Annotated in this window: 27 protein-coding genes; 16 read left to right on the forward strand and 11 right to left on the reverse strand. The window is 73.0% G+C overall.

Going from position 1 to position 25,503, the window contains the following annotated elements; all coding sequences use genetic code 11:
* Positions 1 to 148: 148 nt before the first annotated feature.
* Positions 149 to 1,510, reverse strand: coding sequence for a phenylacetate--CoA ligase PaaK (gene paaK / locus IEZ05_RS08360; protein WP_189229371.1), 1,362 nt, complete (start codon positions 1,508 to 1,510; stop codon positions 149 to 151).
* On the reverse strand, positions 1,507 to 1,980 hold the full coding sequence (paaI, locus tag IEZ05_RS08365) for a hydroxyphenylacetyl-CoA thioesterase PaaI (RefSeq protein WP_229869612.1): 474 nt from the start codon (positions 1,978 to 1,980) through the stop codon (positions 1,507 to 1,509). The genes paaK and paaI overlap by 4 nt, the downstream gene beginning before the upstream one ends.
* A 205-nt stretch (positions 1,981 to 2,185) precedes the next feature.
* On the opposite strand from paaI, the gene paaA reads away from it, so the two are divergent.
* Genes paaA through paaE form a run of 5 tightly spaced genes read left to right on the forward strand, consistent with a single transcriptional unit; the run spans position 2,186 to position 5,890 of the window.
* Positions 2,186 to 3,163 (forward strand): 1,2-phenylacetyl-CoA epoxidase subunit PaaA, encoded by a 978-nt coding sequence (paaA, locus tag IEZ05_RS08370; RefSeq protein ID WP_189229372.1) that lies wholly within the window; start codon positions 2,186 to 2,188, stop codon positions 3,161 to 3,163.
* Positions 3,160 to 3,453 (forward strand): 1,2-phenylacetyl-CoA epoxidase subunit PaaB, encoded by a 294-nt coding sequence (paaB, locus tag IEZ05_RS08375; RefSeq protein WP_077797331.1) that lies wholly within the window; start codon positions 3,160 to 3,162, stop codon positions 3,451 to 3,453. The genes paaA and paaB overlap by 4 nt, the downstream gene beginning before the upstream one ends.
* 9 nt (positions 3,454 to 3,462) lie before the next feature.
* Entirely contained in the window at positions 3,463 to 4,290 is an 828-nt protein-coding gene (gene paaC / locus IEZ05_RS08380; protein ID WP_189229373.1) for a 1,2-phenylacetyl-CoA epoxidase subunit PaaC, read from the forward strand.
* Complete coding sequence (gene paaD, locus IEZ05_RS08385) at positions 4,284 to 4,790, forward strand: 1,2-phenylacetyl-CoA epoxidase subunit PaaD (RefSeq protein ID WP_189229374.1); 507 nt, start codon at positions 4,284 to 4,286, stop codon at positions 4,788 to 4,790. Before paaC ends, paaD begins: the two co-directional genes overlap by 7 nt.
* Positions 4,790 to 5,890 carry a 1,2-phenylacetyl-CoA epoxidase subunit PaaE gene (gene paaE / locus IEZ05_RS08390; protein WP_189229375.1) on the forward strand — a complete coding sequence of 367 codons (1,101 nt, stop codon included), beginning with the start codon at positions 4,790 to 4,792 and terminating at the stop codon, positions 5,888 to 5,890. Before paaD ends, paaE begins: the two co-directional genes overlap by 1 nt.
* On the opposite strand, the gene IEZ05_RS08395 is transcribed toward paaE, so the two are convergent.
* Positions 5,878 to 6,813, reverse strand: a complete 936-nt coding sequence (locus tag IEZ05_RS08395) for an aminoglycoside phosphotransferase family protein (RefSeq protein WP_189229376.1) — start codon at positions 6,811 to 6,813, stop codon at positions 5,878 to 5,880. The two genes, paaE and IEZ05_RS08395, sit on opposite strands and share 13 nt — an antisense overlap.
* A 69-nt stretch (positions 6,814 to 6,882) precedes the next feature.
* Positions 6,883 to 7,464, reverse strand: a complete 582-nt coding sequence (locus IEZ05_RS08400; RefSeq protein ID WP_189229806.1) for a tellurite resistance TerB family protein — start codon at positions 7,462 to 7,464, stop codon at positions 6,883 to 6,885.
* A 277-nt stretch (positions 7,465 to 7,741) separates the two neighbouring features.
* Between IEZ05_RS08400 and IEZ05_RS08405 the strand changes: the two genes are divergently transcribed.
* On the forward strand, positions 7,742 to 8,251 hold the full coding sequence (locus IEZ05_RS08405) for a GtrA family protein (RefSeq protein ID WP_229869613.1): 510 nt from the start codon (positions 7,742 to 7,744) through the stop codon (positions 8,249 to 8,251).
* A gap of 227 nt (positions 8,252 to 8,478) precedes the next feature.
* On the opposite strand, the gene IEZ05_RS08410 is transcribed toward IEZ05_RS08405, so the two are convergent.
* Positions 8,479 to 9,381 (reverse strand): endonuclease/exonuclease/phosphatase family protein, encoded by a 903-nt coding sequence (locus tag IEZ05_RS08410; RefSeq protein ID WP_189229377.1) that lies wholly within the window; start codon positions 9,379 to 9,381, stop codon positions 8,479 to 8,481.
* A 64-nt stretch (positions 9,382 to 9,445) separates the two neighbouring features.
* Positions 9,446 to 10,258 (reverse strand): SAM-dependent methyltransferase, encoded by an 813-nt coding sequence (locus tag IEZ05_RS08415; RefSeq protein WP_189229378.1) that lies wholly within the window; start codon positions 10,256 to 10,258, stop codon positions 9,446 to 9,448.
* A 155-nt stretch (positions 10,259 to 10,413) separates the two neighbouring features.
* Between IEZ05_RS08415 and IEZ05_RS08420 the strand changes: the two genes are divergently transcribed.
* From IEZ05_RS08420 to IEZ05_RS08430, 3 genes are all read left to right on the forward strand, one after another.
* Positions 10,414 to 11,613, forward strand: a complete 1,200-nt coding sequence (locus IEZ05_RS08420) for an MFS transporter (RefSeq protein WP_189229379.1) — start codon at positions 10,414 to 10,416, stop codon at positions 11,611 to 11,613.
* 83 nt (positions 11,614 to 11,696) lie between these two features.
* Complete coding sequence (locus IEZ05_RS08425; protein ID WP_189229380.1) at positions 11,697 to 12,278, forward strand: sugar O-acetyltransferase; 582 nt, start codon at positions 11,697 to 11,699, stop codon at positions 12,276 to 12,278.
* A gap of 12 nt (positions 12,279 to 12,290) precedes the next feature.
* Positions 12,291 to 12,848: a TetR/AcrR family transcriptional regulator gene (locus IEZ05_RS08430; RefSeq protein WP_189229381.1), complete on the forward strand. Its 558-nt coding sequence runs from the start codon at positions 12,291 to 12,293 to the stop codon at positions 12,846 to 12,848.
* Positions 12,849 to 12,894: 46 nt separating this feature from the next.
* On the opposite strand, the gene IEZ05_RS08435 is transcribed toward IEZ05_RS08430, so the two are convergent.
* Positions 12,895 to 13,560, reverse strand: coding sequence for a GntR family transcriptional regulator (locus IEZ05_RS08435; RefSeq protein WP_189229382.1), 666 nt, complete (start codon positions 13,558 to 13,560; stop codon positions 12,895 to 12,897).
* A gap of 97 nt (positions 13,561 to 13,657) precedes the next feature.
* Between IEZ05_RS08435 and IEZ05_RS08440 the strand changes: the two genes are divergently transcribed.
* The 6 genes from IEZ05_RS08440 to IEZ05_RS08465 are packed head-to-tail and all read left to right on the forward strand — an operon-like array spanning position 13,658 to position 19,672.
* Positions 13,658 to 13,966 (forward strand): hypothetical protein, encoded by a 309-nt coding sequence (locus IEZ05_RS08440; RefSeq protein ID WP_308426900.1) that lies wholly within the window; start codon positions 13,658 to 13,660, stop codon positions 13,964 to 13,966.
* Positions 13,963 to 15,183 carry a sarcosine oxidase subunit beta family protein gene (locus IEZ05_RS08445; protein WP_189229383.1) on the forward strand — a complete coding sequence of 407 codons (1,221 nt, stop codon included), beginning with the start codon at positions 13,963 to 13,965 and terminating at the stop codon, positions 15,181 to 15,183. The genes IEZ05_RS08440 and IEZ05_RS08445 overlap by 4 nt, the downstream gene beginning before the upstream one ends.
* Before the next feature lie 25 nt (positions 15,184 to 15,208).
* Entirely contained in the window at positions 15,209 to 15,502 is a 294-nt protein-coding gene (locus IEZ05_RS08450) for a sarcosine oxidase subunit delta (RefSeq protein ID WP_189229384.1), read from the forward strand.
* The gene (locus IEZ05_RS08455) at positions 15,499 to 18,405 is read left to right on the forward strand and encodes a sarcosine oxidase subunit alpha family protein (RefSeq protein WP_189229385.1); all 2,907 of its coding nucleotides are present in this window, start codon (positions 15,499 to 15,501) and stop codon (positions 18,403 to 18,405) included. Before IEZ05_RS08450 ends, IEZ05_RS08455 begins: the two co-directional genes overlap by 4 nt.
* Positions 18,398 to 19,033 (forward strand): sarcosine oxidase subunit gamma, encoded by a 636-nt coding sequence (locus tag IEZ05_RS08460; RefSeq protein ID WP_229869614.1) that lies wholly within the window; start codon positions 18,398 to 18,400, stop codon positions 19,031 to 19,033. The genes IEZ05_RS08455 and IEZ05_RS08460 overlap by 8 nt, the downstream gene beginning before the upstream one ends.
* A 30-nt stretch (positions 19,034 to 19,063) precedes the next feature.
* A complete protein-coding gene (locus IEZ05_RS08465) occupies positions 19,064 to 19,672 on the forward strand; it encodes a DUF998 domain-containing protein (RefSeq protein ID WP_189229386.1) in 609 nt (202 codons plus the stop codon).
* Between the two features lie 43 nt (positions 19,673 to 19,715).
* On the opposite strand, the gene IEZ05_RS08470 is transcribed toward IEZ05_RS08465, so the two are convergent.
* Positions 19,716 to 20,387, reverse strand: a complete 672-nt coding sequence (locus tag IEZ05_RS08470; protein WP_189229387.1) for a CBS domain-containing protein — start codon at positions 20,385 to 20,387, stop codon at positions 19,716 to 19,718.
* Positions 20,388 to 20,564: 177 nt separating this feature from the next.
* On the opposite strand from IEZ05_RS08470, the gene IEZ05_RS08475 reads away from it, so the two are divergent.
* The gene (locus tag IEZ05_RS08475; RefSeq protein WP_189229388.1) at positions 20,565 to 21,227 is read left to right on the forward strand and encodes a VOC family protein; all 663 of its coding nucleotides are present in this window, start codon (positions 20,565 to 20,567) and stop codon (positions 21,225 to 21,227) included.
* A gap of 23 nt (positions 21,228 to 21,250) precedes the next feature.
* Here IEZ05_RS08475 and IEZ05_RS08480 read toward each other — a convergent pair whose 3' ends face one another.
* The 3 genes from IEZ05_RS08480 to IEZ05_RS08490 all read right to left on the reverse strand — a co-directional run bounded on the left by IEZ05_RS08480 (position 21,251) and on the right by IEZ05_RS08490 (position 25,210).
* A complete protein-coding gene (locus IEZ05_RS08480) occupies positions 21,251 to 23,332 on the reverse strand; it encodes a SpoIIE family protein phosphatase (protein ID WP_189229389.1) in 2,082 nt (693 codons plus the stop codon).
* Positions 23,333 to 23,468: 136 nt separating this feature from the next.
* Positions 23,469 to 24,617: a hypothetical protein gene (locus IEZ05_RS08485; protein ID WP_189229390.1), complete on the reverse strand. Its 1,149-nt coding sequence runs from the start codon at positions 24,615 to 24,617 to the stop codon at positions 23,469 to 23,471.
* Positions 24,614 to 25,210, reverse strand: a complete 597-nt coding sequence (locus tag IEZ05_RS08490) for an ankyrin repeat domain-containing protein (RefSeq protein WP_189229391.1) — start codon at positions 25,208 to 25,210, stop codon at positions 24,614 to 24,616. Before IEZ05_RS08490 ends, IEZ05_RS08485 begins: the two co-directional genes overlap by 4 nt.
* Positions 25,211 to 25,503 lie beyond the last annotated feature (293 nt).

The following is a 25,503-nucleotide window of genomic DNA, read 5'->3' on the forward strand; positions in this document are numbered from 1 at the left end:
CCCTCAGGACGGACACAAACCTCCCCCGATCATGCATTCATTGCCCATCCGCCTCTCCGTGCACACCAGTACGCAGGGCGAACTGCTGTGTCCGTACTCACGTTTCGCCCGGCGCGGCCGACGGCCGCGGTCCGCGCCGGGCGCACGGTCACGACCGGCGGAGATCCTTCACCCGGCGCAGCTTGCCGACCGAACGCTCCAGCATCTCGGGGTCGACGACGGTCACCTCGACGGTGATGCCGACGCCGTCCTTCACTCCCTGGCCGATCGCCCGCGCGGCGGCCTCGCGCTGCTCGGGACCGGTGTCCGGGCGGGCCTCGACCCGGACGACCATGTGGTCCATGCGCCCGCGCTCGGTGAGCTGGATCTGGAAGTGCGGCGCCACACCGGGGGTGCGCAGCACGATCTCCTCGATCTGGGTGGGGAAGACGTTCACCCCGCGCAGGATGATCATGTCGTCGCAGCGGCCGGTGACCTTCTGCATCCTGCGGAAGGCGGGCCGGGCGGTCCCGGGCAGCAGCCGGGACAGATCACGGGTGCGGTACCGGATGACGGGGAGCGCCTCCTTGGTGAGCGAGGTGAAGACGACCTCTCCCTCCTCGCCCTCGCCCAGCACCGCGTCCGTGAGCGGGTCGACCACCTCGGGGTAGAAGTGGTCCTCCCACACGTGCAGCCCGTCCTTGGTCTCCACGCACTCCTGCGCCACGCCCGGGCCGATCACCTCGGACAGGCCGTATATGTCGACGGCGTGGATGTCCATGCGCTCCTCGATCTCGCGGCGCATCTCCTCGGTCCACGGCTCGGCGCCGAAGATGCCCACCTCCAGCGAACTGGTGCGCGGGTCGATGCCCTGCCGCTCGAACTCGTCGAGCAGGGTGAGCATGTAGGACGGCGTCACCATGATGATCTCGGGCCGGAAGTCCTGGATGATCTGCACCTGCCGGGCCGTCATGCCGCCGGAGGCGGGGATCACCGTGCATCCGGCGCGTTCGGCGCCGTAGTGCGCGCCCAGGCCGCCGGTGAACAGGCCGTAGCCGTACGAGATGTGGACCTTGTGGCCCGGTCGGCCGCCCGCGGCCCGGATCGACCGGGCGATGACGTCCGCCCACATGGACAGGTCGTCGTCCGTGTAACCGACGACGGTCGGGCGGCCGGTGGTGCCGCTGGAGGCGTGGACGCGCCGCACCTCGGACATCGGGACGGCGAACATGCCGAAGGGGTAGGTGTCCCGCAGGTCGGCCTTGGTGGTGAAGGGGAACCGGGACAGGTCCGCCAGGCTGCGGCAGTCGTCGGGCTTCACCCCGGCCGCGTCGAACTTCTTCCGGTACAGCTCCACGTTCTCGTAGGCGTGCCGCAGGGTCGCGCGCAGACGGTCGAGCTGGAGTGCGCGCAGCTGCTCGCCGGTCAGACGCTCGCCGTCGTCCCGCAGGTCCTGGGGGAGGGGTTCCCCGAGACGGGAGGCGGGGGCCGTGGTGGCCGTGGGTCCGCCGGTCGTCGGTTCGCTGCTCATCGCGACTCCTTCGTCGTGCCCGGCGTTCCGTCCGCAGCCGGATCCGCCGCCGTGTCCTTCGTCGAGTCCCGGACGCTGCGGCTGCGCCCGCGGAACTCCGCGATCACTTCCTGGCCGCGCCGCACGCTCACGTCGTAGACGCCGCTGCGGCCGTACCGGGTGCGTTCCTCGGCGGTCGCCACCAGCACGTCGCCTTCGCGTGCCGGGGCGACGAAGACGATGTCGGCGCCGGCGGCGACGGTCACGGGGCCGTGGCTGTTGCAGGCGCAGGCGAAGGCGGTGTCCGCGAGCAGGAACAGGTAGCCGCCGTGGGCGATCCGGTGGCCGTTCACCATGGCCGGGGTCACGGTCATGCGGACCACGGCGGTCCCGGGGCCGCATTCGAGCAGCTCGATGCCGAGGCGACGGGACGCCTCGTCCGCGGCGAACATCACCTCCGCCGACGGCGTCGTCCCAACGGCCTGTGTCACGCCTTCCACCACCTTGTTTCCCGACCGAACATTCGGTTACCGTGCGGCACGGCCTAGTAATCCAGCCACATCGTGGCCTGTCAAGAGCACGGACGCCCGTCCCGCGCCCTCGGTCGGGGTGGTCGCCGACCGCGGGTCTTGCCCGGCCCGGAGAAACACGTCAGACTGGTACCGAACGAATGGTCGGTAGGGGAAGCTGGTATCGATGACCACGACACACACCGCCGAGGCGCCGCCCCCCGAGGGGCTGCAGGAGCACTTCGACGCGACGATCGCGCACGACCAGCGGATCGAGCCGCGCGACTGGATGCCGGACGGCTACCGCAAGACCCTGATCCGGCAGGTCGCGCAGCACGCGCACTCGGAGATCATCGGCATGCAGCCGGAGGGCGAGTGGATCACCCGGGCGCCGTCGCTGCGCCGCAAGGCGATCCTCTTCGCCAAGGTCCAGGACGAGGCCGGTCACGGGCTCTACCTGTACTCGGCGGCCGAGACCCTCGGCGCCGACCGCGCGGACCTCACCGAGCGGCTGATCGAGGGCCGGCAGAAGTACTCGTCGATCTTCAACTACCCGACCCTCAGCTTCGCCGACGTCGGCGTGATCGGCTGGTTCGTCGACGGCGCCGCGATCTGCAACCAGGTGCCGCTGTGCCGCAGCTCCTACGGGCCGTACGCGCGCGCCATGGTGCGCATCTGCAAGGAGGAGTCCTTCCACCAGCGGCAGGGCTACGAGCTGCTGATGACGATGATGCGCGGCACCGACGCCCAGCGCGAGATGGTCCAGGACGCGGTGAACCGCTGGTGGTGGCCGTCCCTGATGATGTTCGGCCCGCCCGACGACAACTCGCCCAACTCGGCGCAGTCGATGGCCTGGAAGATCAAGCGGCACAGCAACGACGAGCTGCGCCGGCGCTTCGTCGACATGACCGTCCCCCAGGCCGAGAAGCTCGGTGTCACCCTGCCCGACCCCGAGCTGCGCTGGAACGAGGAGACCGGGCACCACGACTTCGGCACCCCCGACTGGGACGAGCTGATGCGCGTCATCAAGGGCGGCGGCCCGTGCAACGCGCAGCGGATGGAGCGGCGGCGCACCGCCCACGAGGAGGGCGCCTGGGTCCGCGAGGCGGCCACCGCCCACGCGGCCAAGCAGGCCGCCCGTACGGAGAAGGGAGCGGCGGCATGACCTCCGCGAAGCAGGACTGGCCGCTGTACGAGGTCTTCGTGCGCGGCAAGCGCGGCCTCAACCACGTCCACGTCGGTTCGCTGCACGCCGCCGACGACGCGATGGCCCTCACCCACGCCCGGGACCTGTACACCCGGCGCAACGAGGGCGTGAGCATCTGGGTGGTCCGCTCCGAGCACATCGCCGCCTCCACCCGCGACGAGAAGGACCCCTTCTTCGCCCCCAGCGCCGACAAGGTCTACCGCCACCCCACCTTCTACGACATCCCCGACGACGTCCCCCACATCTAGGAGCAGGGCATGAGTGACGACCACGTCTACATGACCCTCGCCGAGGGACACGAGGACGACACCCGCTGGGCCTACGGCACCGGCTTCGAGGACCCGCTGCACGGCGTGGACACCACCGTGCCCGAGGGCGTCGACACCGGTGAACTGGCCGCCCAGTGCGTGGCGCTCGCCGACGACGCCCTCGTCTCGGCCCAGCGGCTCGCCGAGTGGGTCACCCGCGCCCCCGAGCTGGAGGAGGAGGTGGCGCTGGCCAACATCGGCCTCGACCTCCTCGGCCAGGCCCGGCTGCTCTACTCACGGGCCGGCCAGACCGACGGCACCGGCCGCGACGAGGACGCCTACGCCTACTTCCGCGACGCGGACGACTTCCGCAACGTGCGCCTGGCCGAACTGCCGCGCGGCGACTTCGCGTTCGCCGTCGTCCGGCTGCTGGTGCTCTCCGCCTGGCGCCTCGCGCACTTCGAGCGGCTCGTGTCGCACCCCGACCCGGTCCTCGCGGCGGTCGCGGCCAAGGGCGTCAAGGAACTGACGTACCACCGGCAGTACGCTGCCGAGTGGGCCGTACGCCTCGGCGACGGCACGGACGAGTCCCACCGCAGGATGCGCACGGCACTGGAGCAGGTCGCCCCCTACCTCGGCGAGCTGCACGCCGCGTACGACGTGCGCGACGAGCTCACCGACGTCCTGCGCCAGGTCACCGAGGCGGCCGGACTGGCCATGCCCGTGTACCGGCCGCTGCCCGGCTCCGGCCGCGACGGCGAGCACACCGAGCACCTCGCGCCCCTGCTCGCCGAGTTGCAGAGCGTGGCCCGCGCGCACCCGGGGGCGACATGGTGACCACCCGGCCGGACACCCGGCACGCCCGGCGCATCGCCGAGCGGGTGCCGGACCCGGAGCTGCCCATGCTGACCCTCGCCGACCTCGGTGTCCTGCGCGACGTCGAGATGACCGAGGACGGCACGGTGGTCGCGAGCCTGACCCCCACCTACTCCGGGTGCCCCGCCATGGCCGAGATGAGGGCGGACGTCGCCGCGCGACTGCGGGAGGCGGGGTACGAGCGGGTGGAGATCCGCACGGTGCTCAGCCCGCCCTGGACCAGCGACTGGATCACCGAGTCCGGTCGCCGCAAGCTCACCGAGCACGGCATCGCCCCGCCCGGCGCCGCGCCCCGCGGCCCGGTCTCCCTCGTGCTGTCGCCCACCCGGCGCACGGTGCCCTGCCCCCGGTGCGGTGCGGCGGACACCGAGGAGACCTCCCGTTTCGCCGCCACGTCCTGCAAGGCGCTGTGGCGCTGCCGGGCCTGCCGCGAACCGTTCGAGTACGTCAAGGAGATCTGATGGCCCCGACCGCCCCCGCCTCGGCCGCACGCGTCCGCCGCCGCCCGGCCTTCCACCGTCTGCGCGTCGCCGCCGTCCAGCGACTGTGCGCGGACGCGGTGGCCGTCGGCTTCGACATCCCGGACGAGCTGGCCGGGGAGTTCGCCTTCGCGCCGGGACAGTCGCTCACGCTGCGGCGCGAGATCGAGGGCCGCGACGAGCGCCGCTCCTACTCGATCTGCTCACCGGCCGGCTCGTCGCCGCGCATCGGCGTCCGCGTGGTGCCGGGCGGCCTGTTCTCGTCGTGGCTCGTCAACGAGGTGCGGCCCGGTGACACGGTCGAGGTGATGGCCCCCACCGGCCTGTTCACCCCCGACCTGACCGCTCCCGGCCACCACGTGCTCGTCGCGGCGGGCTCGGGCATCACGCCGATGCTGTCCATCGCCGAGTCGGTGCTGGCCGCCGACGACCGCTCCACCGTCACCCTGTTCTACGGCAACCGCCGCACCGACACGGTGATGTTCGCCGACGAACTGGCCGACCTGAAGGACCTGCACCCCGCCCGCTTCCAGCTCGCCCACGTACTGTCCCGCGAGCCCCGGGAGGCCGAGGTGCTCTCCGGCCGGCTGGACGCCGAACGGCTCTCGGCGCTCGTCGACGCCCTGGTCGACGTCCCGAACGCCGACCACTGGTGGCTGTGCGGCCCGCACGGCATGGTCCTCGACGCCCAGCAGGTCCTGACCGGCCTCGGCGTGCCCCCGGACCGCGTCCACCGGGAGCTGTTCTTCGCCGACGACGAGCCGATGCGCGAGGTGCGCCACGAGGAGGCCGGACCCGAGGGCCCGGTCAGCGAGGTCACCATCACCCTGGACGGCCGGTCCACGACGGCCTCCCTGTCCCGGGAGCGAACCGTCCTCGACGGAGCCCAGCAGACCCGGCCCGACCTGCCGTTCGCCTGCAAGGGCGGCGTCTGCGGCACCTGCCGGGCCCTGGTCACCGACGGCAAGGCCGACATGCGGCGCAACTACGCCCTCGAACCCGCAGAGGTCGAAGCCGGCTACGTCCTGACCTGCCAGTCGTACCCGGCGTCCGACACGCTGACCGTCGACTACGACACCTGACCCGGCGTCACGGCGTCCCGCAGCCCGGTCTCCTCCAGCACCGCCCGGATCACGTGCCGGGCGTTGTGCGCCATCGCCGGATTGGTCCGGTGGTAGTACGGCAGCGCGATCAGTGCCTGCGAGAGCGTCCGGCCCCGGCCGCGCCGCCAGGTCGCGTCGTCCACGCCGAGCGCCTCGCGGAAGACCTCCCTCGCACCGGCCGGCAGCAGATTCCACGCCGGGAACAGATCACAGGCCGGGTCGCCCACGCCCGCGCAGCCGAAGTCGATGACGGAGGAGAGCCTGCCGGCCTCGATCAGCAGATTGCCCGGCATCAGGTCGGCGTGCAGCCACACCGGCGGCGCGTCCCAGGCCGGGGCGCGCAGCGCGTCGTCCCAGACGGCGGTCACGGCATCGGCGTCGACGTCCTCCCGGGGAATGCGGCGCAGGTCCTCGATCGCCGCCCGGGTCGAGGCGTCGAGGGAGGCGAGCGGGCCTCCGCGGTACGCCGGGGGCGCTCCCGGCAGGGTGATGCTCCGCATCGCCGCGACGAACCCGGCCAGATCCTCGGCCAGGCCCACCGGATCGCTCAGCGCTCCCTCCTCGGGGATCTCCCCGGGCAGCCACCGGTACACCGACCAGGGCCACGGGTACCCCTCGGCGGGTTCCCCCGCCCCCACCACCTCGGGGACGGACGTGGGCAGCAGGGGCGCGAGGCGGGGCAGCCAGTGACGCTCCGCCACCACGTCCGCGGCCCCGCCCTCCACGAGCGGCAGCCGGACGACCATCCGGTCGCCCAGCCGGTACATGGCGTTGACCGTGCCGCCGGACGGATACCGCCGCACCGGCAGGCCGGCCCACCGGGGGAACCGTCCGGCGACCAGCCGCCGTACGAGATCGTCGTCGATGGGGTGCGTGCCGGGACGTGCCTGCCCTGAACTCATGGGCGCCATCCGATCGCCGGGCGCCGACGCGCGTCAAACGCTTTCCCGTCGGGCGGCCCGGCAAGGCGCTCAGACGCCGAACTCCGTGGGGGACAGTCCCAGCGCGGTGCAGGCCTCGCGCACCGCGTACTGCTCGGCCGGCTCGAAGACCCCGTCCGCGCCGGCGACGACCATGCCCGTCTGGACGACCGCTCGGGCCTCCGCGGGCTTCTTGGCGGCCTTGGCGATCACCTGCAGCGCCTCGGCCCTGCCCGCCTCGAAGTTGCTCAGGAGCCGGTCCACATGCTGGTTGAACCGCTGCCGGAGCTGGTCCGCGGGGAAGTTCTGCAGGACCTCGTTGGAGACGATGAGCTCCTCCACGCGCTGCCGCTCGGCCGGTTCGACCCGGCCGTCGGCCGCCGCCACCAGCGCGCACATGGCCATGCTCGCGTCCCGGTAGGCGCCGCTCTTGAGCTCCGTCTTCACCGACGCGAGCTGGGACTTGAACAGCCCGATCAGCTGGGCCTTGGAGCCACCGGAGGACGACGAGCCCGGCCGGCCGAACGCCTGCTGTCCCTGTCCCTGTCCCTGTCCGTGCCCGCCCGTTCCCCGCGCGCCCTGGGACTGCTGGAGCGTCTTGGCCTGGTCCTTGATCCGGTCCCACATCGCCACTCGTGCCACCTCGGCTTCTGCTGCGTATCCGTCTTGGTCTGCGGTCGCGTCACAGCGCGGTCCGTCAGGTTGAACGCTCCCGGGCCGGGAACGGTTCCCCAATCGTAAAGGAAAAGCAAAACCGCTTGAGGGAAGGCGCCCGACCGGGCTCCGGGCGGTCCCGTGGGCGCCCGTAGTAGGCTCCCCACCCACGGCCGCCGGAAGAGGACGGCGGGCATCGACAGCTACGGTGACGTGCTGACACCACCGACCGATGATCTGCGGGGGAGCGTGACGCGTGGCTCGGCCGAGGACGTCCGGAACCCCCCGCACCGTGGTGGGCCACGCCCCGGCGCGGGACTCCGGGCGGGACGAACCGGTGCCCGACGCCGCTCCTCGGCGAAGGGGGTGGTCGCGCGAGGTCGGCTGGTTCGTCGCCGTCGGCATCGTGTCGACGGTCGGTCAGGCGCTGGTCTACTGGCTGCTGCGCACCTGGTGGCCCCCGGTCGTCGCCAACCTCGTCTCCCTGCTCGTCCTGACCGTGCTCAACACCGAGGCCAACCGGCGCCTGACGTTCCGGCATGCCCCCGTCGGCCTCGCCCGGGCCCATCTGGGCGCCGGCGGCCTCTTCCTGCTCGGCTACCTGGTGACGTCCGGTGCGGTGCTGTGGCTGGGACACGTGGACCCGGGCGCGTCACCGGCTGCCGAGACCGTCGTCCTGACCGGCACGTCGGTCGTGGTCACCGCCGTGCGCTTCGCCGTTCTGCGACTGGCCGTCTTCCGCGGTCCCCGCGGCCGCCGGCACTGACGCGCGCGGGCCGCCCGGCGGGCGGGGCCCGGTGTGCGCCCCCGGCGCGACTGCGCTAGAGTCTTCCCAGGTCGTCCAGCCACCACTCGGTGGATGTCCGCGCGTTGGTCGTCTAAGGCAAGACGTCCCGCTTCCTGCGGGGAAATGCAGGTGCAAGGCCTGCCCGGCGCTCCATCCCGAACCCCCGTCCCTGGATCCCAGAGGCGGGGGTTCTCGCTTGTGCCCGGTCAGAGGGCGATCCCGGCGGCGACGGGCAGGTGGTCGCTGCCGGTGGCCGGCAGGGTGCGGATGTGACGGACCGTCGCCGACCGGGCCATGACCTGGTCGATCCTCGCGACCGGGAAACCGGCCGGGAAGCTGAACGCGAGGCCGCGTTCCGCGGTGTCCAGGCGGGCGGTCAGCGGGCTCAGCCCACGATCGTCGACCGTGCCGTTGAGGTCGCCCAGCAGCAGCACCTTGTCCCGTCGCTCGGCGCCGATGACCTCGCCCAGCAGGCGGGCGCTCTCGTCGCGCCACGACGACGCGAGTCCGGTCGCCCGGACGCGCACCGACGGCAAGTGGGCGACGTACGCGGCGATCTCACCGCGCGGCGTGTGGACCACCGCCCGCAGTCCACGGTTCCAGGACCCCGTGATCCCGCGCGGTCTGATGTCCACCGGCCGCGCCCCGGTCAGCGGATGCCTCGACCAGAGCCCGACGGTGCCCTGGACCGCGTGGTACGGATACCGGGCGGCGAGGGTCCTCTCGTACACCGGCAGCGCCTGGGGCACCAGTTCCTCCAGCGCGATGAGATCGGGCCCGGCGCCGGCCAGGGCGCGGGCCGTGCCGGCGGGGTCGGTGTTCTCGTCGCTGACGTTGTGCTGCACCACGACCAGGTCGTCACCGCCGGCCCGCGCCGCGGGCAGCAGCAGTCCGCCGAAGTGGTGCGTCCAGGCGGCGACCGGCAGCAGCACGGCCACCAGCGCGACGGCCGAACGGCGCAGCAGTGCCAGGCCGAACAGCACCGCGACCACCAGGCCGAGCCACGGCAGGAACGTCTCCAGCAGACTGCCCGCCCGCCCGACGGAGTTGGGCACCGCGCCGGGGAAGGCCAGCAGCGCCGCCGTCAGCACCGCCGACGCGGCCACCACCCGGCCCTTCGTCCAGCCCGGTGTGCCGTGGCGGCGAAGGGCGTGCGGCGGGCGGTCGCGGGGATCACGGCTTGCGGGCGAGACCGCCGTGCTCACCGATGGGCTCGGGGGCGGGGGAGAGGACGTCCGGGCGCCAGAGGGGGACCGACACGACTCCGGGTTCCACGAGATCCAGTCCGTCGAAGAACGCCGTGATCTCCTTCACGGTGCGCAGCACGTACGGCGCGGCGCCGCTCTCGTTGTAGGCGTCCTGCGCCCGCTCGAAGTCCGGGTCGACGCCCCGCGAACCGTCGTTGACGGACAGGTAGCTGCCCGAGGGCAGCGCGTCCATCAGCCGGGTGACGACGGAGCGCGCCACGTCGTAGTCGGGGATGTGGCCCAGGATGTTGCTGAGGACGAGCGCGATGGGCCGGTCGAAGTCGAGTGTGCCGGCCGCCGCGGCCACGATCCGGTCCGGATCGAGCACGTCCGAGTCGATGTAGGCCGTCGCCCCTTCGGAGGTGGAGGTGAGCAGCGCACGGGCGTGCGCCAGCACCATCGGGTCGTTGTCCACGTAGACGATCCGGGTCTCCGGGGCGATCCGCTGGGCGACCTCGTGGGTGTTGTCCGCGGTGGGCAGGCCGGTCCCGACGTCCAGGAACTGGCGGATGCCGGCCTCGGCGACCAGGTGGGTGATGTTGCGGCGCAGGAAGGCACGGCTGCTGAGGGCGATGGTGACGATGCCGGGGAAGGCGGCGGTGTACGCGTCACCGGCCTGCTCGTCCACGGGGTAGTTGTCCTTGCCGCCCAGCCAGTAGTTCCAGATCCGGGCCGAGTGCGGCACCGAGGTGTCGATCTTCTGGTGCGCGGGTCCGGGCGTCGTCACAGGGTCGCTCATGAGGAAGGTCCGTCTCTCGGCCGAGGCGTGAACTGTTCCGTCACAACCTACGTCCCAACGTTCCCTCTTCGTACCGGGGTTCGCTCATCGCCCGGCGCCGGAGCGCACGGGGTGGATGAGTGTACGTTCGTACGTTCAACGTATAGGCTCCGTGCATGACTGTTGACGTCCTGCGTCGGCCCGGCCCGGTGGAACGGCGGGCTCGCGCCGCCGTTGCCGCGCTGTTCTTCACCAACGGCGCCCTGTTCGCCAACCTGTTGCCCCGGTATCCGCAGATCAAGGCGGACCTCGGCATCGGCAACACCGCCTACGGGCTGGCCGTCGCGGCGTTCCCGGCGGGCGCCATCGGGGCGGGACTGGCGGCGGGAGTGGTGATCCGCCGCCTCGGCTCGGCGCGCGCGGCGGTGGCCGGCACGCTGCTGACCGGCGCGGGTGTCCTCGCCGCCGGCCTGGCCGACTCCGTGGTGATGCTGGCGGCCGCGCTGTTCCTGGCCGGAGCCATGGACGCCGTCACCGACGTCGCGCAGAACGCCCACGGGCTGCGGGTCCAGCGCCGCTACGGACGTTCCATCATCAATTCCCTGCACGCCGTCTGGTCCGTCGGCGCCGTCACCGGCGGCTGCATGGCGGCCGGGGCAGTCGCGCTCGGCCTGTCGCTCGGGCAGCACCTGGCGGTCTCGGCGGCGCTGTTCGCGGTCGTCGCCTGCGCCGCCCTGCGGTACTGCCTGCCCGGCCCCGACACCGCACCGGACACGGCGCCCGGTGACCGCGCCCCGGGGCGGGGGCCGGAGCGGACGTCACGGCGTACCGTCCAGGTGCTGGCGGCGCTCGTCCTCATCGCCACGGCCGGCACCCTCGTCGAGGACGCGGGCAACTCCTGGGCCGCGCTCTACCTCTCGGGCTCACTGCACGCGTCGGTGGCGCTCGCGGCGTCCGGCTACATCGCTCTGGTGGGAGCGCAGTTCATCGGCCGCCTCATCGGCGACCGGCTCGTCGACCGCTACGGGCAGCGCGCCGTGGCCCGTACCGGCGGTCTCGTCGCCGCGCTCGGCATGGGCCTGGCGCTGGCCGTGCCCACGGTGCCCGGGACGGTTCTCGGCTTCGCCGCGGCCGGGTTCGGCGTGGCGACACTGGTGCCCGCCGCGATGCACGAGGCCGACGAACTGCCGGGTCTGGCGCCCGGATCGGGGCTGACCGTCGTCTCCTGGCTCATGCGGCTGGGCTTCCTGCTCTCGCCGCCCGTCGTCGGACTGGTCGCCGACGCGGCCGGCCTCCGGGTGGGTCTGCTCGTCGTGCCCCTCGCCGGGGTCGTCGTGCTGCTCACCGCACACGTGCTGCGGCCCCGGCGGCGGTGACCGGCCGCCCGGGGGCGGACCGGACCCACGGCCGCCGCACGGGTTCCGGGACGTCCACCGACCCGAGGTGTACGATCGTACGCATGGCGCCGGACCACTTCGCACAGGACCCCCGCACCAACCTCGAACGCATGCTTGCGGGCGACCTCTACATCGCCGACGATCCCGAGATCGCCCGCCGGCAGCAACTGGCCGTGCGGCTGGCCGCCCGCTACCAGGCCGCCTACGCGGAGGACGTCGACGCCGCCCGGCCGATCCTCGCCGAACTGCTCGGCTCCCTGGGCGAGGAGGCACACGTCAGGCCGCCGCTGTACGTCGACTACGGGAGCAACATCACCATCGGGGCCCGCACCTTCGTCAACTACAACCTGACCGCGCTCGACGTCGCGGCGATCACCATCGGCGAGGACTGCCAGATCGGGCCCGGCGTGCAACTGCTCACGCCGACCCACCCGCTGGAGCCGGGGCCCCGGCGCGACAAGCTGGAGGCGGCCCGCCCGATCACCATCGGGGACAACGTCTGGCTCGGTGGAGGCGCCGTCGTCCTGCCCGGCGTCACCATCGGCGACAACTCCGTCATCGGCGCCGGCGCGGTCGTCACCAAGGACGTCCCCGCCGACGTGGTCGCCGTCGGCAACCCCGCGCGCCCGGTCCGTGACCTCTGAGATTCTTCCGCCATGGCTACCGGACACGCGGACCCCCAGCGCCGCGAACGCATTCTCGACGCGACCCTGGACCTCATCGCCGAAGAGGGCCTCGCCCAGGTCTCCCACCGGAAGATCGCCGCACGCGCCGGTGTCCCGCTGGGGTCGATGACCTATCACTTCAGCGGCATGGACCAGGTGCTCCGCGAAGCGTTCGGCCGCTTCACCGACCACATCGTCGCCGTGTTCGACGCCCACCTCGCCGCCCCGGCCGACCGTGACCAGGCCCGACGGGCGGTGACCGACCTGGTGCACGCCCTCTCCGAGGGAAGTCCCCGCGACCTCGTGCTCACCCAGGAGCTCTACACCCTCGCGGCGCGCCGGCCCGCCTACCGGGAACTCACCCAGGAATGGATGCGGCGCAGCCGCATCCACCTGGAGAAGCACTTCGACCCGGACACCGCCCGCCAGCTCGACGCCCTCATCGAGGGCCTGACACTCCATCGCGCCCTGGCCCGCGAGCCGCACGACCGGGCCCTGACCCTCGAAGCCGTCACCCGCGTCACCACCACGGGCCGGCCCGCCGTCTAGGGCCGGGCCGTGTCCGCGACCGCAGACCGGGGACGTGGAACGCGGTTCAGACGGCCTTGCGGATCGCCTGCTCGAATCCGGCGACATGGCTGGCGGCCAGCTCCGCCGCCTTGTCGGGGTCCGCGTCGATCACCGCGCGCAACAGGGGGCCGTGCTCGACGACATGGCCGGCCATGCCGGGCAGCCGGTCGACGAACAGGCACCAGATGCGGGTGGCGAGGTTGTCGTAGCGGACGAGGGTGTCCTCGAGGTACGGGTTGTGCGTTGCCGCGTAGACGGCGCGGTGCACCTGGAGGTCGAGGCGCATCAAAGCGTCACCGGCCTGCCCCGAGGTGGCCTCGCGTTCCAGCCGGCGCAGCAGCTCGCCCAGTGCCGTCCGGTCGGCGGCGGTGGCGCGTTCGGCGGCGCGTGCCGCCGCCAGCGGCTCCAGCTCCCGCCGCACCTCGGAGATGTCGGCGAGGTCGGTGATGTTGACCTCGGTGGCGAACGTGCCGCGCCGCGGGTACGCCACGATCAGCCGCTCGTACTGGAGGCGCTTGAGCGCCTCCCGGACGGGGGTGCGGCCGAAACCGAGGCTCTGGGCCAGCACGTCCTCGTTGACCGGGGCGCCGGGCGGGATCTCCAGCATGATCAGGCGATCGCGGATGTCGCGGTAGGCCCGCTCGGCCAACGTCGGCTCGGCGGCCGGCGACGAGACTCTTTCCTGGTACATCCCGCACCCCTTGACCCGTTACGCAGCGCTGGCCTACCTTACCGCAGAGCACTGATATATCAGTGTACGAGCAATCGCATCCCAAGGTGGTGCTCAGATGACAGCGAGTCCGTCGACGGCGCGTCCGCCGGTCACCGAGGACAGCGCGCCCGCCTCGCCCCCGGTGCTCCCCAGCGCCCTGTCCGCCGTGGACCCGGAGACGGTCTCCTCCGGCCTGCGCATCGATACCCCCGCCCTGGCGACCCGCGGGTTCGGCACGGACGCCTTCCGGGAGGCCGCGGACGTCATCGCGCTGCCCCTGAAGGACGACCTCACCGGCGAGCGGGCCGGAGCGTTGCGCGGCCGGGTCACCGAGCTCACGGCCGTGTTCCCCCTACACGCCGACCTGGACGGACTCGCCGGATGACCACGACGCAGCTTCCCGAACACCCCGACTGGCTCTGGCGCACCCCGGACCCGCGCCCCTCCTACGACGTCGTCGTCGTCGGCGCGGGCGGCCACGGCCTGGCCACCGCCTACTACCTCGCCAAGAACCACGGCATCACCAACGTCGCCGTCCTGGAGAAGGGCTGGCTGGCCGGCGGCAACATGGCGCGCAACACCACCATCATCCGCTCCAATTACCTCTGGGAAGAGAGCGCGGCGATCTACGAGTACGCGCTGAAGCTGTGGGAGCGGCTGCCCGAGGAACTGGACTACGACTTCCTGTTCAGTCAGCGCGGCGTCCTCAACCTCGCCCACACCCTCCAGGACGTCCGCGAGGGCGTGCGCCGCGTCAACGCCAACCGCCTGTGCGGCGTGGACGCCGAGTGGCTGGAGCCCGAGGACATCGCCAAGATCTGCCCCGTCCTCAACCTCTCGCCCCGCGTCCGCCACCCCGTCCTCGGCGCCACCTTCCAGCCCCGGGCGGGAATCGCCAAACACGACCACGTGGCCTGGGCACTGGCGCGCCGGGCCGACGAGATGGGCGTCGACCTCATCCAGGGCTGCGAGGTCACCGGGTTCGTGAAGGACGGCGAGAAGGTCGTCGGCGTGGAGACCGGCCGGGGCCGCATCCTGGCCGGCCGGGTCGCCCTCGCGGGCGCCGGGCACAGCTCCGTCCTCGCCGAACGGGCCGGCTTCCGGCTGCCGGTGCAGTCGCACCCCCTCCAGGCCCTCGTCTCCGAACTGCACGAACCGGTGCACCCGACCGTGGTGATGTCCAACCACGTGCACGTCTACGTCTCGCAGGCACACAAGGGCGAACTCGTCATGGGCGCCGGCGTCGACGCGTACAACGGCTACGGCCAGCGCGGCTCCTTCCACGTGATCGAACAGCAGATGGCCGCCGCCGTCGAGCTGTTCCCCGTCTTCGCCCGCGCCCACGTGCTGCGCACCTGGGGCGGCATCGTCGACGTCACCCCCGACGCCTCCCCGGTCATCGGCCCGACCCCGGTGGAGAACCTGTACGTCAACTGCGGCTGGGGAACGGGCGGTTTCAAGGCGACCCCGGCCGCCGGCTGGACCTTCGCGCACACCGTCGCCACCGGCGAACCGCACCCGCTGAACGCGCCCTTCGGCCTCGACCGCTTCACCACGGGCGCCCTCATCGACGAACACGGCGCCGCGGCCGTCGCCCACTGAGCCACATCACCGAGAGAAGGCCACCGTGCTGCTCCTGAACTGTCCTTGGTGCGGTCCGCGCGACGAGACCGAGTACCACTACGGGGGACAGGCCCATGTCCCCTTCCCCGAGACACCCGGCGAACTCGACGACCGGCAGTGGGCCGAGTACGTCTTCTACCGCGACAACCCCAAGGGCCCCTTCGCCGAACGCTGGGTGCACAGCACCGGCTGCCGCCGCTGGTTCGACGTGGTGCGCGACACGGTCACCAACGAGGTGCTGGCCGTCCACCGCCCCGGCGAGCCCCGCACCGCCGGGCCGGACGGAGGCGACCGATGACCGACCAGGACCGGGAACAGAGCTTCCGGCTGCCGCACGGCGGCCGCGTCGACCGCGGCACCCTGCTGCACTTCACCCTCGACGGACGCGAGCTGACCGGACACCCTGGCGACACCGTCGCCTCGGCGATGCTGGCCTGCGGCGTGGTCGAGGTCGCCCCGTCGATCTACCGCGGCCGTCCCCGCGGCATCGTCTGCGCCGGTGTCGAGGAGCCCAACGCGCTGCTCCAGATCGACGGCGAGTGCTCCGAGGGCATGCTGCCGGCGACCACCGTCGAGCTGTACGACGGCCTGTCCGCCACCACCCTGTCCGGCCTCGGCCGCCTCGACCCCACACCCGACCCCGCCGAGTACGACAAGAAGTACGTCCACACCGACGTCCTGGTGGTCGGCGCCGGACCGGCCGGGCTCGCGGCGGCCACCGCCGCGACGGGCTCCGGCGCCCGCGTCATCCTCCTCGACGACCAGCCCGAACCCGGCGGATCCCTGCTCTCGGGCCGCGACCGACGGGTGGGCGGACAGCACGCACCAGACTGGATCGCCGACGTCCGCTCGCGGCTCGCGGCCGCCCCCGAGACGGTCGTCCTGCACCGCACCACCGCCTTCGGCTCCTACGACGACAACTACGTCCTCGCCCTGCAGCGGCGCACCGACCACCTCGGACCCGGCGCCCCCCGCGGTGTCTCCCGGCAGCGGCTGTGGCACATCCGGGCCCGCCAGGTCGTCCTGGCCACCGGCGCCCACGAACGGCCACTCGTCCACGCCGGGAACGACCGCCCCGGCGTGCTGCTCGCCTCGGCGGTGCGCACCTACCTCAACCGCTACGCCGTCGCGCCGGGCTCCCGCGCGGTCGTGAGCACCACCAACGACAGTGCCTACGACACCGTCGCCGACCTCCACGCCCACGGCGTCGGCGTCGCGGCCGTCGCCGACGCGCGCCCCGGTCTCTCCGCCCGGGCCGCCGAAGTGGCCGAGGCGACCGGGGTGCGGGTGCTGACCGGCAGCACGGTCGTCGACACCGCGGGCCCGGGCCGGCTGACCGGTGTCACCGTCCAGGGCATCGACACCGACGGCGGACTCACCGGCGTGCCCGAGACGTTCGCCTGCGACCTGCTCGCCGTCTCCGGCGGCTGGAGCCCGGTGGTGCATCTGCACAGCCAGCGCCAGGGACGACTGCGCTGGGACGAGGACCTGGCCGCCTTCGTGCCCGACGGCACCGTGCGCGACCAGCGGATCGCCGGCTCGGCGAACGGCACCTACGGCCTCGACGCCTGCGTGGCCGAGGGGGCGCGGGCCGGCGCGCGGGCCGCGACCGACGCGGGCTTCCCCGTGCCCGTGCCGCCGGAGCCCGCCGCCGCGGAGGCCGGAAGCCCCGGCGCGGTGCGCGCCCTGTGGCTGGTCCCCGGCCGTGACGGCACCACGGAACCGGGCGCGTGGGAGACCCACTTCGTGGACCACCAGCGCGATGTCACGGTCGCCGACGTGCTGCGCTCCACCGGCGCCGGGATGCGCAGCGTCGAACACGTCAAGCGCTACACCTCGCTCGGCACCGCCAACGACCAGGGCAAGACCTCGGGCGTCAACGCCATCGGGGTGATGGCCGAGGTCCTCGGCGGTGCCTCGCCCGGCGAGGTGGGCACCACCGCCTACCGGGCGCCGTACACCCCGGTGGCCTTCGCGGCGCTCGCCGGCCGGGAGCGCGGCGACCTGTTCGATCCCGTGCGCACCACCTCGATCCACCGCCGGCACGTGGCGCTCGGCGCCGAGTTCGAGAACGTCGGCCAGTGGAAACGGCCGCGGTACTACCCGCTCCCCGACGAGGACATGGACACCGCCGTGGCGCGCGAGTGCCGCGCCGCCCGCGAGGGCGTCGCCTTCATGGACGCCTCCACCCTCGGCAAGATCGAGGTCTGGGGCCGGGACGCGGGCGAGTTCCTGGGCCGCGTCTACACCAACGCGTTCAAGAAGCTTCCCGTCGGCTCCGCCCGTTACGGCGTGATGTGCAAGCCGGACGGCATGATCTTCGACGACGGTGTGACCCTGCGTATCGAGGACGACCGCTACTTCATGACCACCACGACCGGCGGCGCCGCCGCGGTCCTGGACTGGCTGGAGGAGTGGCTGCAGACCGAGTGGCCCGGCCTCGACGTGCACTGCACCTCGGTCACCGAGCAGTGGGCGACGGTCGCGGTCGTCGGCCCCCGCGCGCGGGACGTGGTGGCCCGGCTCACCCCGGACCTCGACCTGTCCAACGACGCCTTCCCGTTCATGACGTTCCGCGAGACCACACTCGCCTCCGGCATCCCGGCCCGCGTCTGCCGGATCTCCTTCTCCGGCGAACTCGCCTACGAGGTCAACGTCTCCGCCTGGTACGGCCTGGACCTCTGGGAGCAGGTCCACGCCGCGGGCCGCCCCTACGGCATCACCCCGTACGGCACCGAGACGATGCACGTGCTGCGGGCCGAGAAGGGCTACATCATCGTCGGCCAGGACACGGACGGCACGGTCACCCCGCAGGACGCGGGCATGTCCTGGGTGGTGTCCCAGCGGAAGGAATTCATCGGCCGGCGCTCCCACGCCCGCTCCGACACCGCCCGCACCGACCGCAAGCACCTGGTCGGCCTGCTGCCCACCGACCGCCGCACCCGGCTGCCCGAGGGCTCCCAGATCATCGCCCCGGACGTGCCCGTGTCCCCCGCCGGCGGCCCGGTGCCGATGCTCGGCCACGTCACCTCCAGCTACCACAGCCAGGCCCTCGGCCGGCCCTTCGCGCTCGCCCTCGTCGCCGACGGACGGAACAGGATCGGCGACACCCTGCTCGCGCCGGTCGGCGACGACCTCGTACCGGTCCTGGTGGCCGACCCCGTGCTCTACGACCCCGAAGGGACCAGGCGAGATGGCTGAAACGACCCTCGAAAAGAGCCCCGCACCGGGACCGCCCGCCCTGCGCCGCAGCCCGCTCGCCCACCTGTACGGGGCGATGCGTGCCGCCGGTGTGGAGGGCGCCCGTGGCGTCCGCCTGAGCGAACGGCCCTTCCTCACCATGGTGAGCCTGCGCGTCGACCCCGCGTCGGCGGCGGCGACCCGGGTCGGCACGGCACTCGGTGCCCCGCTGCCGGCGCACTGCGGCGACACCGCGCGGACCGGCCTCCACAGGGTGCTGTGGCTCGGCCCCGACGAATGGCTGGTGCTGTCCCGCACGGACGGGGCGGCCCTGGTCCGGGAGATCCGCGACGCGCTCGCGGGGGATCCCGGCTCGGCCGTCGACGTCTCGGCCAACCGGACCACGCTCGAGCTGGGCGGCCCCGCCGCACGGCAGGTCCTGGAGAAGGGCTGTGCCCTGGACCTGCACCCGCGCTCCTTCGGGCCGGGGCGAGCCGTGACCACGCAGGTCGGACCGGTGCCCGTGGTGCTGTGGCAGACCGACGACGTGCCGACGTACCGGCTGCTGCCGCGCTCCTCCTTCGCCGACTACCTGGCGCACTGGCTCATGGACGCGATGCGCGAGTTCCGCGCCCCCGCGGTGCCCTGACGACGCTGGTGGTCGTTTTAGGGTGGTTCGATGCGAACCGTTCCCAGGTGGGTCTTGTTCACGTCGGGGTGCGCGCCCCTCCTGCTGATCGGAGGGTGGGCGGTCGCGGCGTCGCTGACGGGGCCCGCCTACGACCCCTCCACCCAGACGATCAGCGTCCTGGGGTCCTACGGAGCGTCGGGGTTCTGGGTGATGAACGGGGCGTTCCTCGCGCTGGGGCTCTGTCATCTGCTGACCGCGTGGGGTCTGCGGGCCGCGTCGGCCGCCGGCCGGGTGGCGCTCGGCGGGGGAGGACTGGCCGCGTTCGCGGTGGTGCTGCTGCCGGCGCCCAGCAGCGGGGGCTCCCTGCGCCACGGCACGGTGGCCGTGGTCGGATTCACGCTGCTGGCGCTGTGGCCGGTCCTGGCCATGGACGGCGACGGGAGCGCCCCCTGGGCGCTGAGACCCGCGCCGTCGGTCGCGGCGACCGTCCTGATGGCCGTCGGCGGCGCGTGGTTCCTGTTCGAGATGACGCGGCACGGTGCGGCCGGTGTCGCGGAGCGTGTGGTGACGTTCGCGCAGTCCCTGTGGCCCTTCGTGGTGGTGAGGTCCTGCCTGTCGCGCAACGGGGGAAGCGAGGGGCCTGGGCGGAACCGGTGACGGACCTCGTCCCGCTCATCGCCTCGGGCGCCCCGTCCGCCGTTCAGCGGTCGGCGGGCGCCGGGCCGTCGCCGTCGGCCTCCCCCGTGGGCCGGAACTCCACGGCGACGACGCCGTCGACGCGCCGGCACAGCTCCTCCAGCACGGAGACGGGCACGTGCCCGGGGAGACGGCCGCTGAGGACGACGTGTCCGTGGGTCACGTCCACGTGCACGGAGGAGGGCGGCAGGCGGAGGGTCTGCACCAGGGCCTCCTCGATGATCTCGGTCCGGATCGCCCGGTCCTTGCGCAGGAAGACCCGCAGCAGGTCACTTCTGCTGACCACCCCGATGAGCCGCCCGCCCTCGTCGACCACCAGGAGCCGCTTGATGCCGTGCCGCGCCATCGCGCGGGCGGCCTCGACGACGCTCCAGTCCTCGCGCGCGCAGACGGCCGGCGACGTCATCAGTCCCGCCGCGTCGGTGGCGGAGGCCTTCCCGCCGCCGGGCGGGGTCTCCGCCCCGCGCCCGGCGGACCCGTCCGGCTCCCCGCCCCACATCTTCTGCAGGAGGTCCGCCTCCGACACCACCCCCACGGGCCGGTCCGCCGAGTCCACCACGGGCACCGCGGTGATGTCGTAGTCCTGCAGCAGGTGGGCGATCTCCTTGAACGGCGTCCCGCGCTGCACACGGACCACGGCGTCGCTCATCACATCGCACACCCTCTGGTGCTTCATTACAGGACTTCCTCTCCGCTGCCGGACCTGCGTCGACCGGCATCCGACCTTCTCACCACCTGAAACGTCCCGCGAGCCGCAAGCGTGCCCCTGTCCGCCGACAGCGCACCGGGCGCCCGTCGGGCCGGTCAGTTTTCGAGAAGCGCCGAGGACCCGGCCGCCCCTACCGTCGAAGACATGAACGCCATCGACTCCGTCACCCTGGAAGTGGCCGACACCACGGCCGCCGCCCGCTTCTACGACGCCGCCTTCGGTCTGGACCCGTCGCAGGTGCGGTTGCGCGCCTCCGAGGCCCCCACGACCGGCTTCCGCGGTTTCACCCTGTCGCTCGTGGTGTCCCAGCCGGGCAACGTCGACGCGCTCCTCGCCGCCGCCCGCGACGCCGGCGCCACCGTCCTCAAGCCCGCCGCGAAGTCGCTGTGGGGCTACGGCGGCGTCGTCCAGGCCCCGGACGGCACCATCTGGCAGCTCGCGACGTCGGCGAAGAAGGACACCGGGCCGGCCACCCGGGACGTCGACGAGATCGTGCTCCTGCTGGGTGTCGAGGACGTGAAGGCCTGCAAGCAGTTCTACGTCGAGCAGGGCTTCGCCGTGGGCAAGAGCTTCGGCGGCAAGTACGTCGAGTTCGCCACCGGCGAGGGCACCGTGAAGCTGTCCCTGTACAAGCGCCGCGCGCTGGCCAAGGTCGCGGGCGTCCCCGTCGACGGCACGGGATCGCACCGGATCGTGCTCTCCTGCGCCACCGGCCCGTTCACCGATCCGGACGGGTTCGTCTGGGAAGCCACCGCCCCGCTGACCGCCGCCGGCCCGGGAGCCTCGGACGGCCCCGGGGTCGGCTGAGGAAGAGGCGGTGACCGCCCCGGTCAGGGCGGCGGCAGGGTCACCTCGCACCACACCGTCTTGCCGTTGCCCCGCGACTCCACCCCCCAGGCGGTGGCCAGTTCCTCGATCAGCATCATTCCGCGGCCGGACGTCGAACGTTCGGTCGCGGCCCGGCGCCGCGGCGAGACCGGCGACGTGTCGGTGACGGCCAGCCGCACGGTGGGGCCGCGGTCGGTCACCGGCGACACCGTGAGGGTCGCGTCGCCCCGGGCGTGCAGCAGGGCGTTGGTGGCCAGTTCGCAGGCGAGCAGCTCCGCCGTCTCCGAGAGCGGGCCCAGCGACCAGTCGTCCAGCGCCGTACGCAGCGCCAGCCGGGCCGTGTGCAGGGAGTCGGGGTCGACGGACCTGATGGCGACCTCCAGCCGCTCGCTGACCTCGGACGCCCGGCGGTTGCGCCGCATGATCAGCAGCGCCACGTCGTCGTCCTCCCCCGTGTGGGCGCTCATGGAGCTCAGCACGTGGTCGGCGAGGTCGTCCGGCTCCACGGGCCCGGTGGCGACGGCGGCGAGCAGTCTGTCGCAGCCCTCGCCGATGTCGGCGGTGCGCGACTCGACGAGCCCGTCCGTGCACAGCAGGAGGGTGGATCCGGCGCCCAGCACCAGCTCGGCGGCGGGGTGGCCGGGCTGCGACCCCGGGGACGACAGACCGAGCGGCAGGCCGCCGGGGGTGTCCAGCCATGTGCAGGTGCCGTCCGGACGCCGCAGCACGGGGCCCAGATGGCCGGCACGGACGATCACGGTGCGTCCGGTGCGCGGGTCGATCTGCACGAGCAGGCAGGTCGCGAAACGGTCGGTGTCCAGCTCGGTGAGGAACGCGGAGGCACGGGCGACGACCGTCGTCGGCGGGTGGCCCTCGGCCGCGTAGGCCCGCAGGGCGATGCGCAGCTGGCCCATCACGGCGGCGGCCGTCACGTCGTGACCCTGCACGTCGCCGACGACGGCGACGACCCGGCCGTCCGGGAGCGTGAGCGCGTCGTACCAGTCGCCGCCGATCCCTCCGCGGGCACTCGCCGGACGGTAACGGGTGGCCGAGACCAGCCCGGGCGTCGGCGGCATGTGCCCGGGAAGCATGGCGGTCTGCAGCCCGGCCGCCAGCTCGTGCTCCCGGTCGTACAGCAGGGCCCGCTGCAACGACTGGGCGACGACCTTGCCCAGGGCGTTCAGGACCGTCCGCTCGTCGTGCGTGAACGACGCCTTGCCGTCGAAGGTGAGGCCGAGGGCGCCGATCGGGGTGTCGTGTGCGATCAACGGCTGGTACACGGCGGCCGTTGCCCTGGAGAACATCCTCAGGTACGGCCGCAGCGCCGGGTAGCGCTCGGTCAGCTCGTCGCGGTCGGTGATGAAGACAGGCTCGCGGGTGCGCACCGCCTCGGTGAGCGGCAGCGGCTGGTCGAGCCGGGACAGGTGGAAGTCGCGGACGAGCTGCCCGCTCAGACCGTTCGAGCCGATCAGCTCCATCCGGCCGTTGTCGACCAGCCCCAGGACGATGCTCGAGGCGCCCAGCCGTTCCAGCAGCCGGGCCGACGTGAGAGCCTCCGCGAGGTCGTCCACCGTGACCGTGGGCATGAGCGCGTCGCTGATGTGAGCGACGATGTCGGCCTGCCTGCGCCGGTCCTGCCTGGCCTGGTGCAGCTGCTCGGTCTGGTCGATGGCCCGCAGCTCCTGGCTGGCGTCCCGCACGATGCCGATGACCCGCAGGGGGCGCCGCTGGGCGTCGCACACGACGTGCCCCTGGGTGTGCGTCCAGCGCAGCCAGCCGCCGGGATGGCGGACGCGGAAGTACAGACTGAAACCGGACCGGTCCTGCAGGGCCCTGTCCACCCGGGCCTGCACCGCGGGCAGCTCCGCCGGGAGCATGCGCTCACCGAGTGTGCTCAGCCTGCCGTCGAACTCGCCCGGACGGAAGCCCATGACGTCGAGGGCTGCGTCGTCGTAGTGCATCACCCCGCTGGGCACGTCCCAGGTGAAACTGCCCATGCCGTTGACGGCGAGAGCCACGTGCGCGGCAGCCCGTCCGTCACCTTGTGCGGAAGTGTCGCCGCGTCGGCCCCCGGAGTGCTCCATCGCTGCCTCCCGGCAGGTCGCGTCGCATCGGTGCGCCCCGTCCCGAGGCGGCCGGACGCCACCGAGCCGGCATGTCCTCCTCCCATTCTGCGCGCGTGCGGTCCGCGGCGCGCGTCCGCGACGGCGGGGACGACGCTCAGAGGACCGCGATCCCCAGCGGCCGTTCGCCCGCCGCGAGGCGCCGGGTGGTGCCGGAGTCCAGGTCGACGACGGTGATGCCGTTCCAGTAGCCGTCGCGGGTGAAGCCGCCCGTGACGTAGGCACTACGGCCGTCGCGCGACACGGTGATCCCTTCGTGGGGGCCGTCGAGGGGAATCACCCTTTCCTGGCCCCGTGCGGTGCGCACCGTCAGCGAGGGGCCCTCGTGCCGGTCGGGGTCGATCACCCCGGTGCCGACGACGAGCAGCGTCCCGTCGGCGGTGACCGTCACGCCGTGCTGGTGGGTACGGGCGGTCATCCGCTCGACGCGCGACGCGCCCGACCCCGGGTCGACCACGACCAGACGCTCCCCTTCGAACGGAAGCAGCAGCTTCCCGTCCGACCCGCGCACGGCGGCGTAGTGCGGCTTGAGCCAGGAACCCAGTCCGCCCTCGGTGCCGTAGGGGGCGACCTCGATGCGCCGGGTCCGCAGGGAGCGGGCCGTCACGACGGTGACGTCGAAGGAGTCGTGGTTCGTCACGTACACCTCGCGGCCGTCGCGCGAGACGTCGACGTCGAACGGACGGCGGCCCACCTCGGCGGAGCCGGTGACCAGCAGGGTGCGAGTGTCGATCACCTCCAGGGCGCCGTCGCCGGCGGGCCGGTTGACGCCGACGTACACATGGCGGCCGTCGGGGGAGAGGGCGATCCCCATGCCGCCGCCCCGGTACTCGCCGTAGGCGGGCTCTCCGATGCCGTCCGACCGGTAGGGGATGCGCGCGAGCCGCTTCCGGGTGCCGGTGTCGACGACGGCGACCCCTTCGGCGGTGGCGACCCAGGCCCGTCCGTCCTGGCCGACGACGAGTCCGTACGGCGCGGTGCCGACCTCCGTGGAACCGAACGCGCCCCGGTCCGGATCGACGAAGGTGACGGTGTCGGAGCCGAAGTCGGCGACGATCAGCGAACCGGCCGGTGTGCGGGCGGACGGCGAGGACGGCGCCGGGTTCCCGGCGGTACTCGGTGCCGCCGCATCCGTCCGTGACGCGGCGGTGGTGCCGGTGCCGGCCGCGTCGTGGCGGGGAGCGGCGCACCCGCCGCCGAGGGCGACGGCCGCGGCGAGCGCCGTCAGCAGGGCGGCCCGCCTCACCGGACGGCCCTCAGCAGAGCGGCGATCTCCGTGGAACCGCGCCGTTCGGCGTGCTGGAGCGGGGTCACCCCGTCGCCGTCCGGCAGATCCGTGGTGGCGCCGGCGGTGATCAGCAGCTCCACGATCTCCCGGTGCGCCAGGCCGCCGTCGCCGAGGATCACGGCCTCCAGCAGGGCGGTCCAGCCGAGCCGGTTGACATGGTCGACGTCGATGTCCGTCTCGCGGAGCACGGCACGGACGTAGTCCACATGTCCCCGCTCGCTCGCCGGGATGAGGGAGACGCCGCCGAAGCGGTTCACCACCGTCAGGTCGGGACCGGCCGGCAGCAGGGCCCGCATCATCGCGACACTGCCGGTGACACCGGTGACCAGCCAGGGACTGTCGAGACGGTCGTCCTGTGCGTCGGGGTCGGCGCCCGCGGCGACCAGCATCTCGGCGGCCGCCACATGGTCGCCGAGGGCGGCCAGCAGCAGCGGGGTGCGACGGTGCCCGTCACGTGCCTCGACCGCCGCGCCGGCGTCCAGGGCGGCCTGCACGGCCCCGGCGTCACCGCGCTCCGCGGCGTGCAGGAGGGCGCGGTCGGGATCGTTCATCGTGAACTCCTCGCGTTTCAGGGGAGGGGGGAGGCGGCCCCGGCCCGTCGTCCGGGGCCGGTTCACCACCGTCCCGCTCGCCGTCCATCCTGACCTCCTCTCCCGGCGGCCGGCGTCGTCGCTCCGGCTGGACGCGGTGCGCACGACGGGGGACACCGGGGTCGTCCGATCGGACGACCCGCCCACCACCCAAGTCGCGAACCGGCCGACGCACGGGGTGCCGTCAGTGGGGGACGGCAGGGTGCCTCGACCGGACGGAAGCCTGGAGGAATGCGTCGAGCGGCGCCAGCGGG

The sequence above is a fragment of the Streptomyces flaveolus genome (assembly GCF_014648815.1).
Lineage (GTDB): Bacteria > Actinomycetota > Actinomycetes > Streptomycetales > Streptomycetaceae > Streptomyces > Streptomyces flaveolus.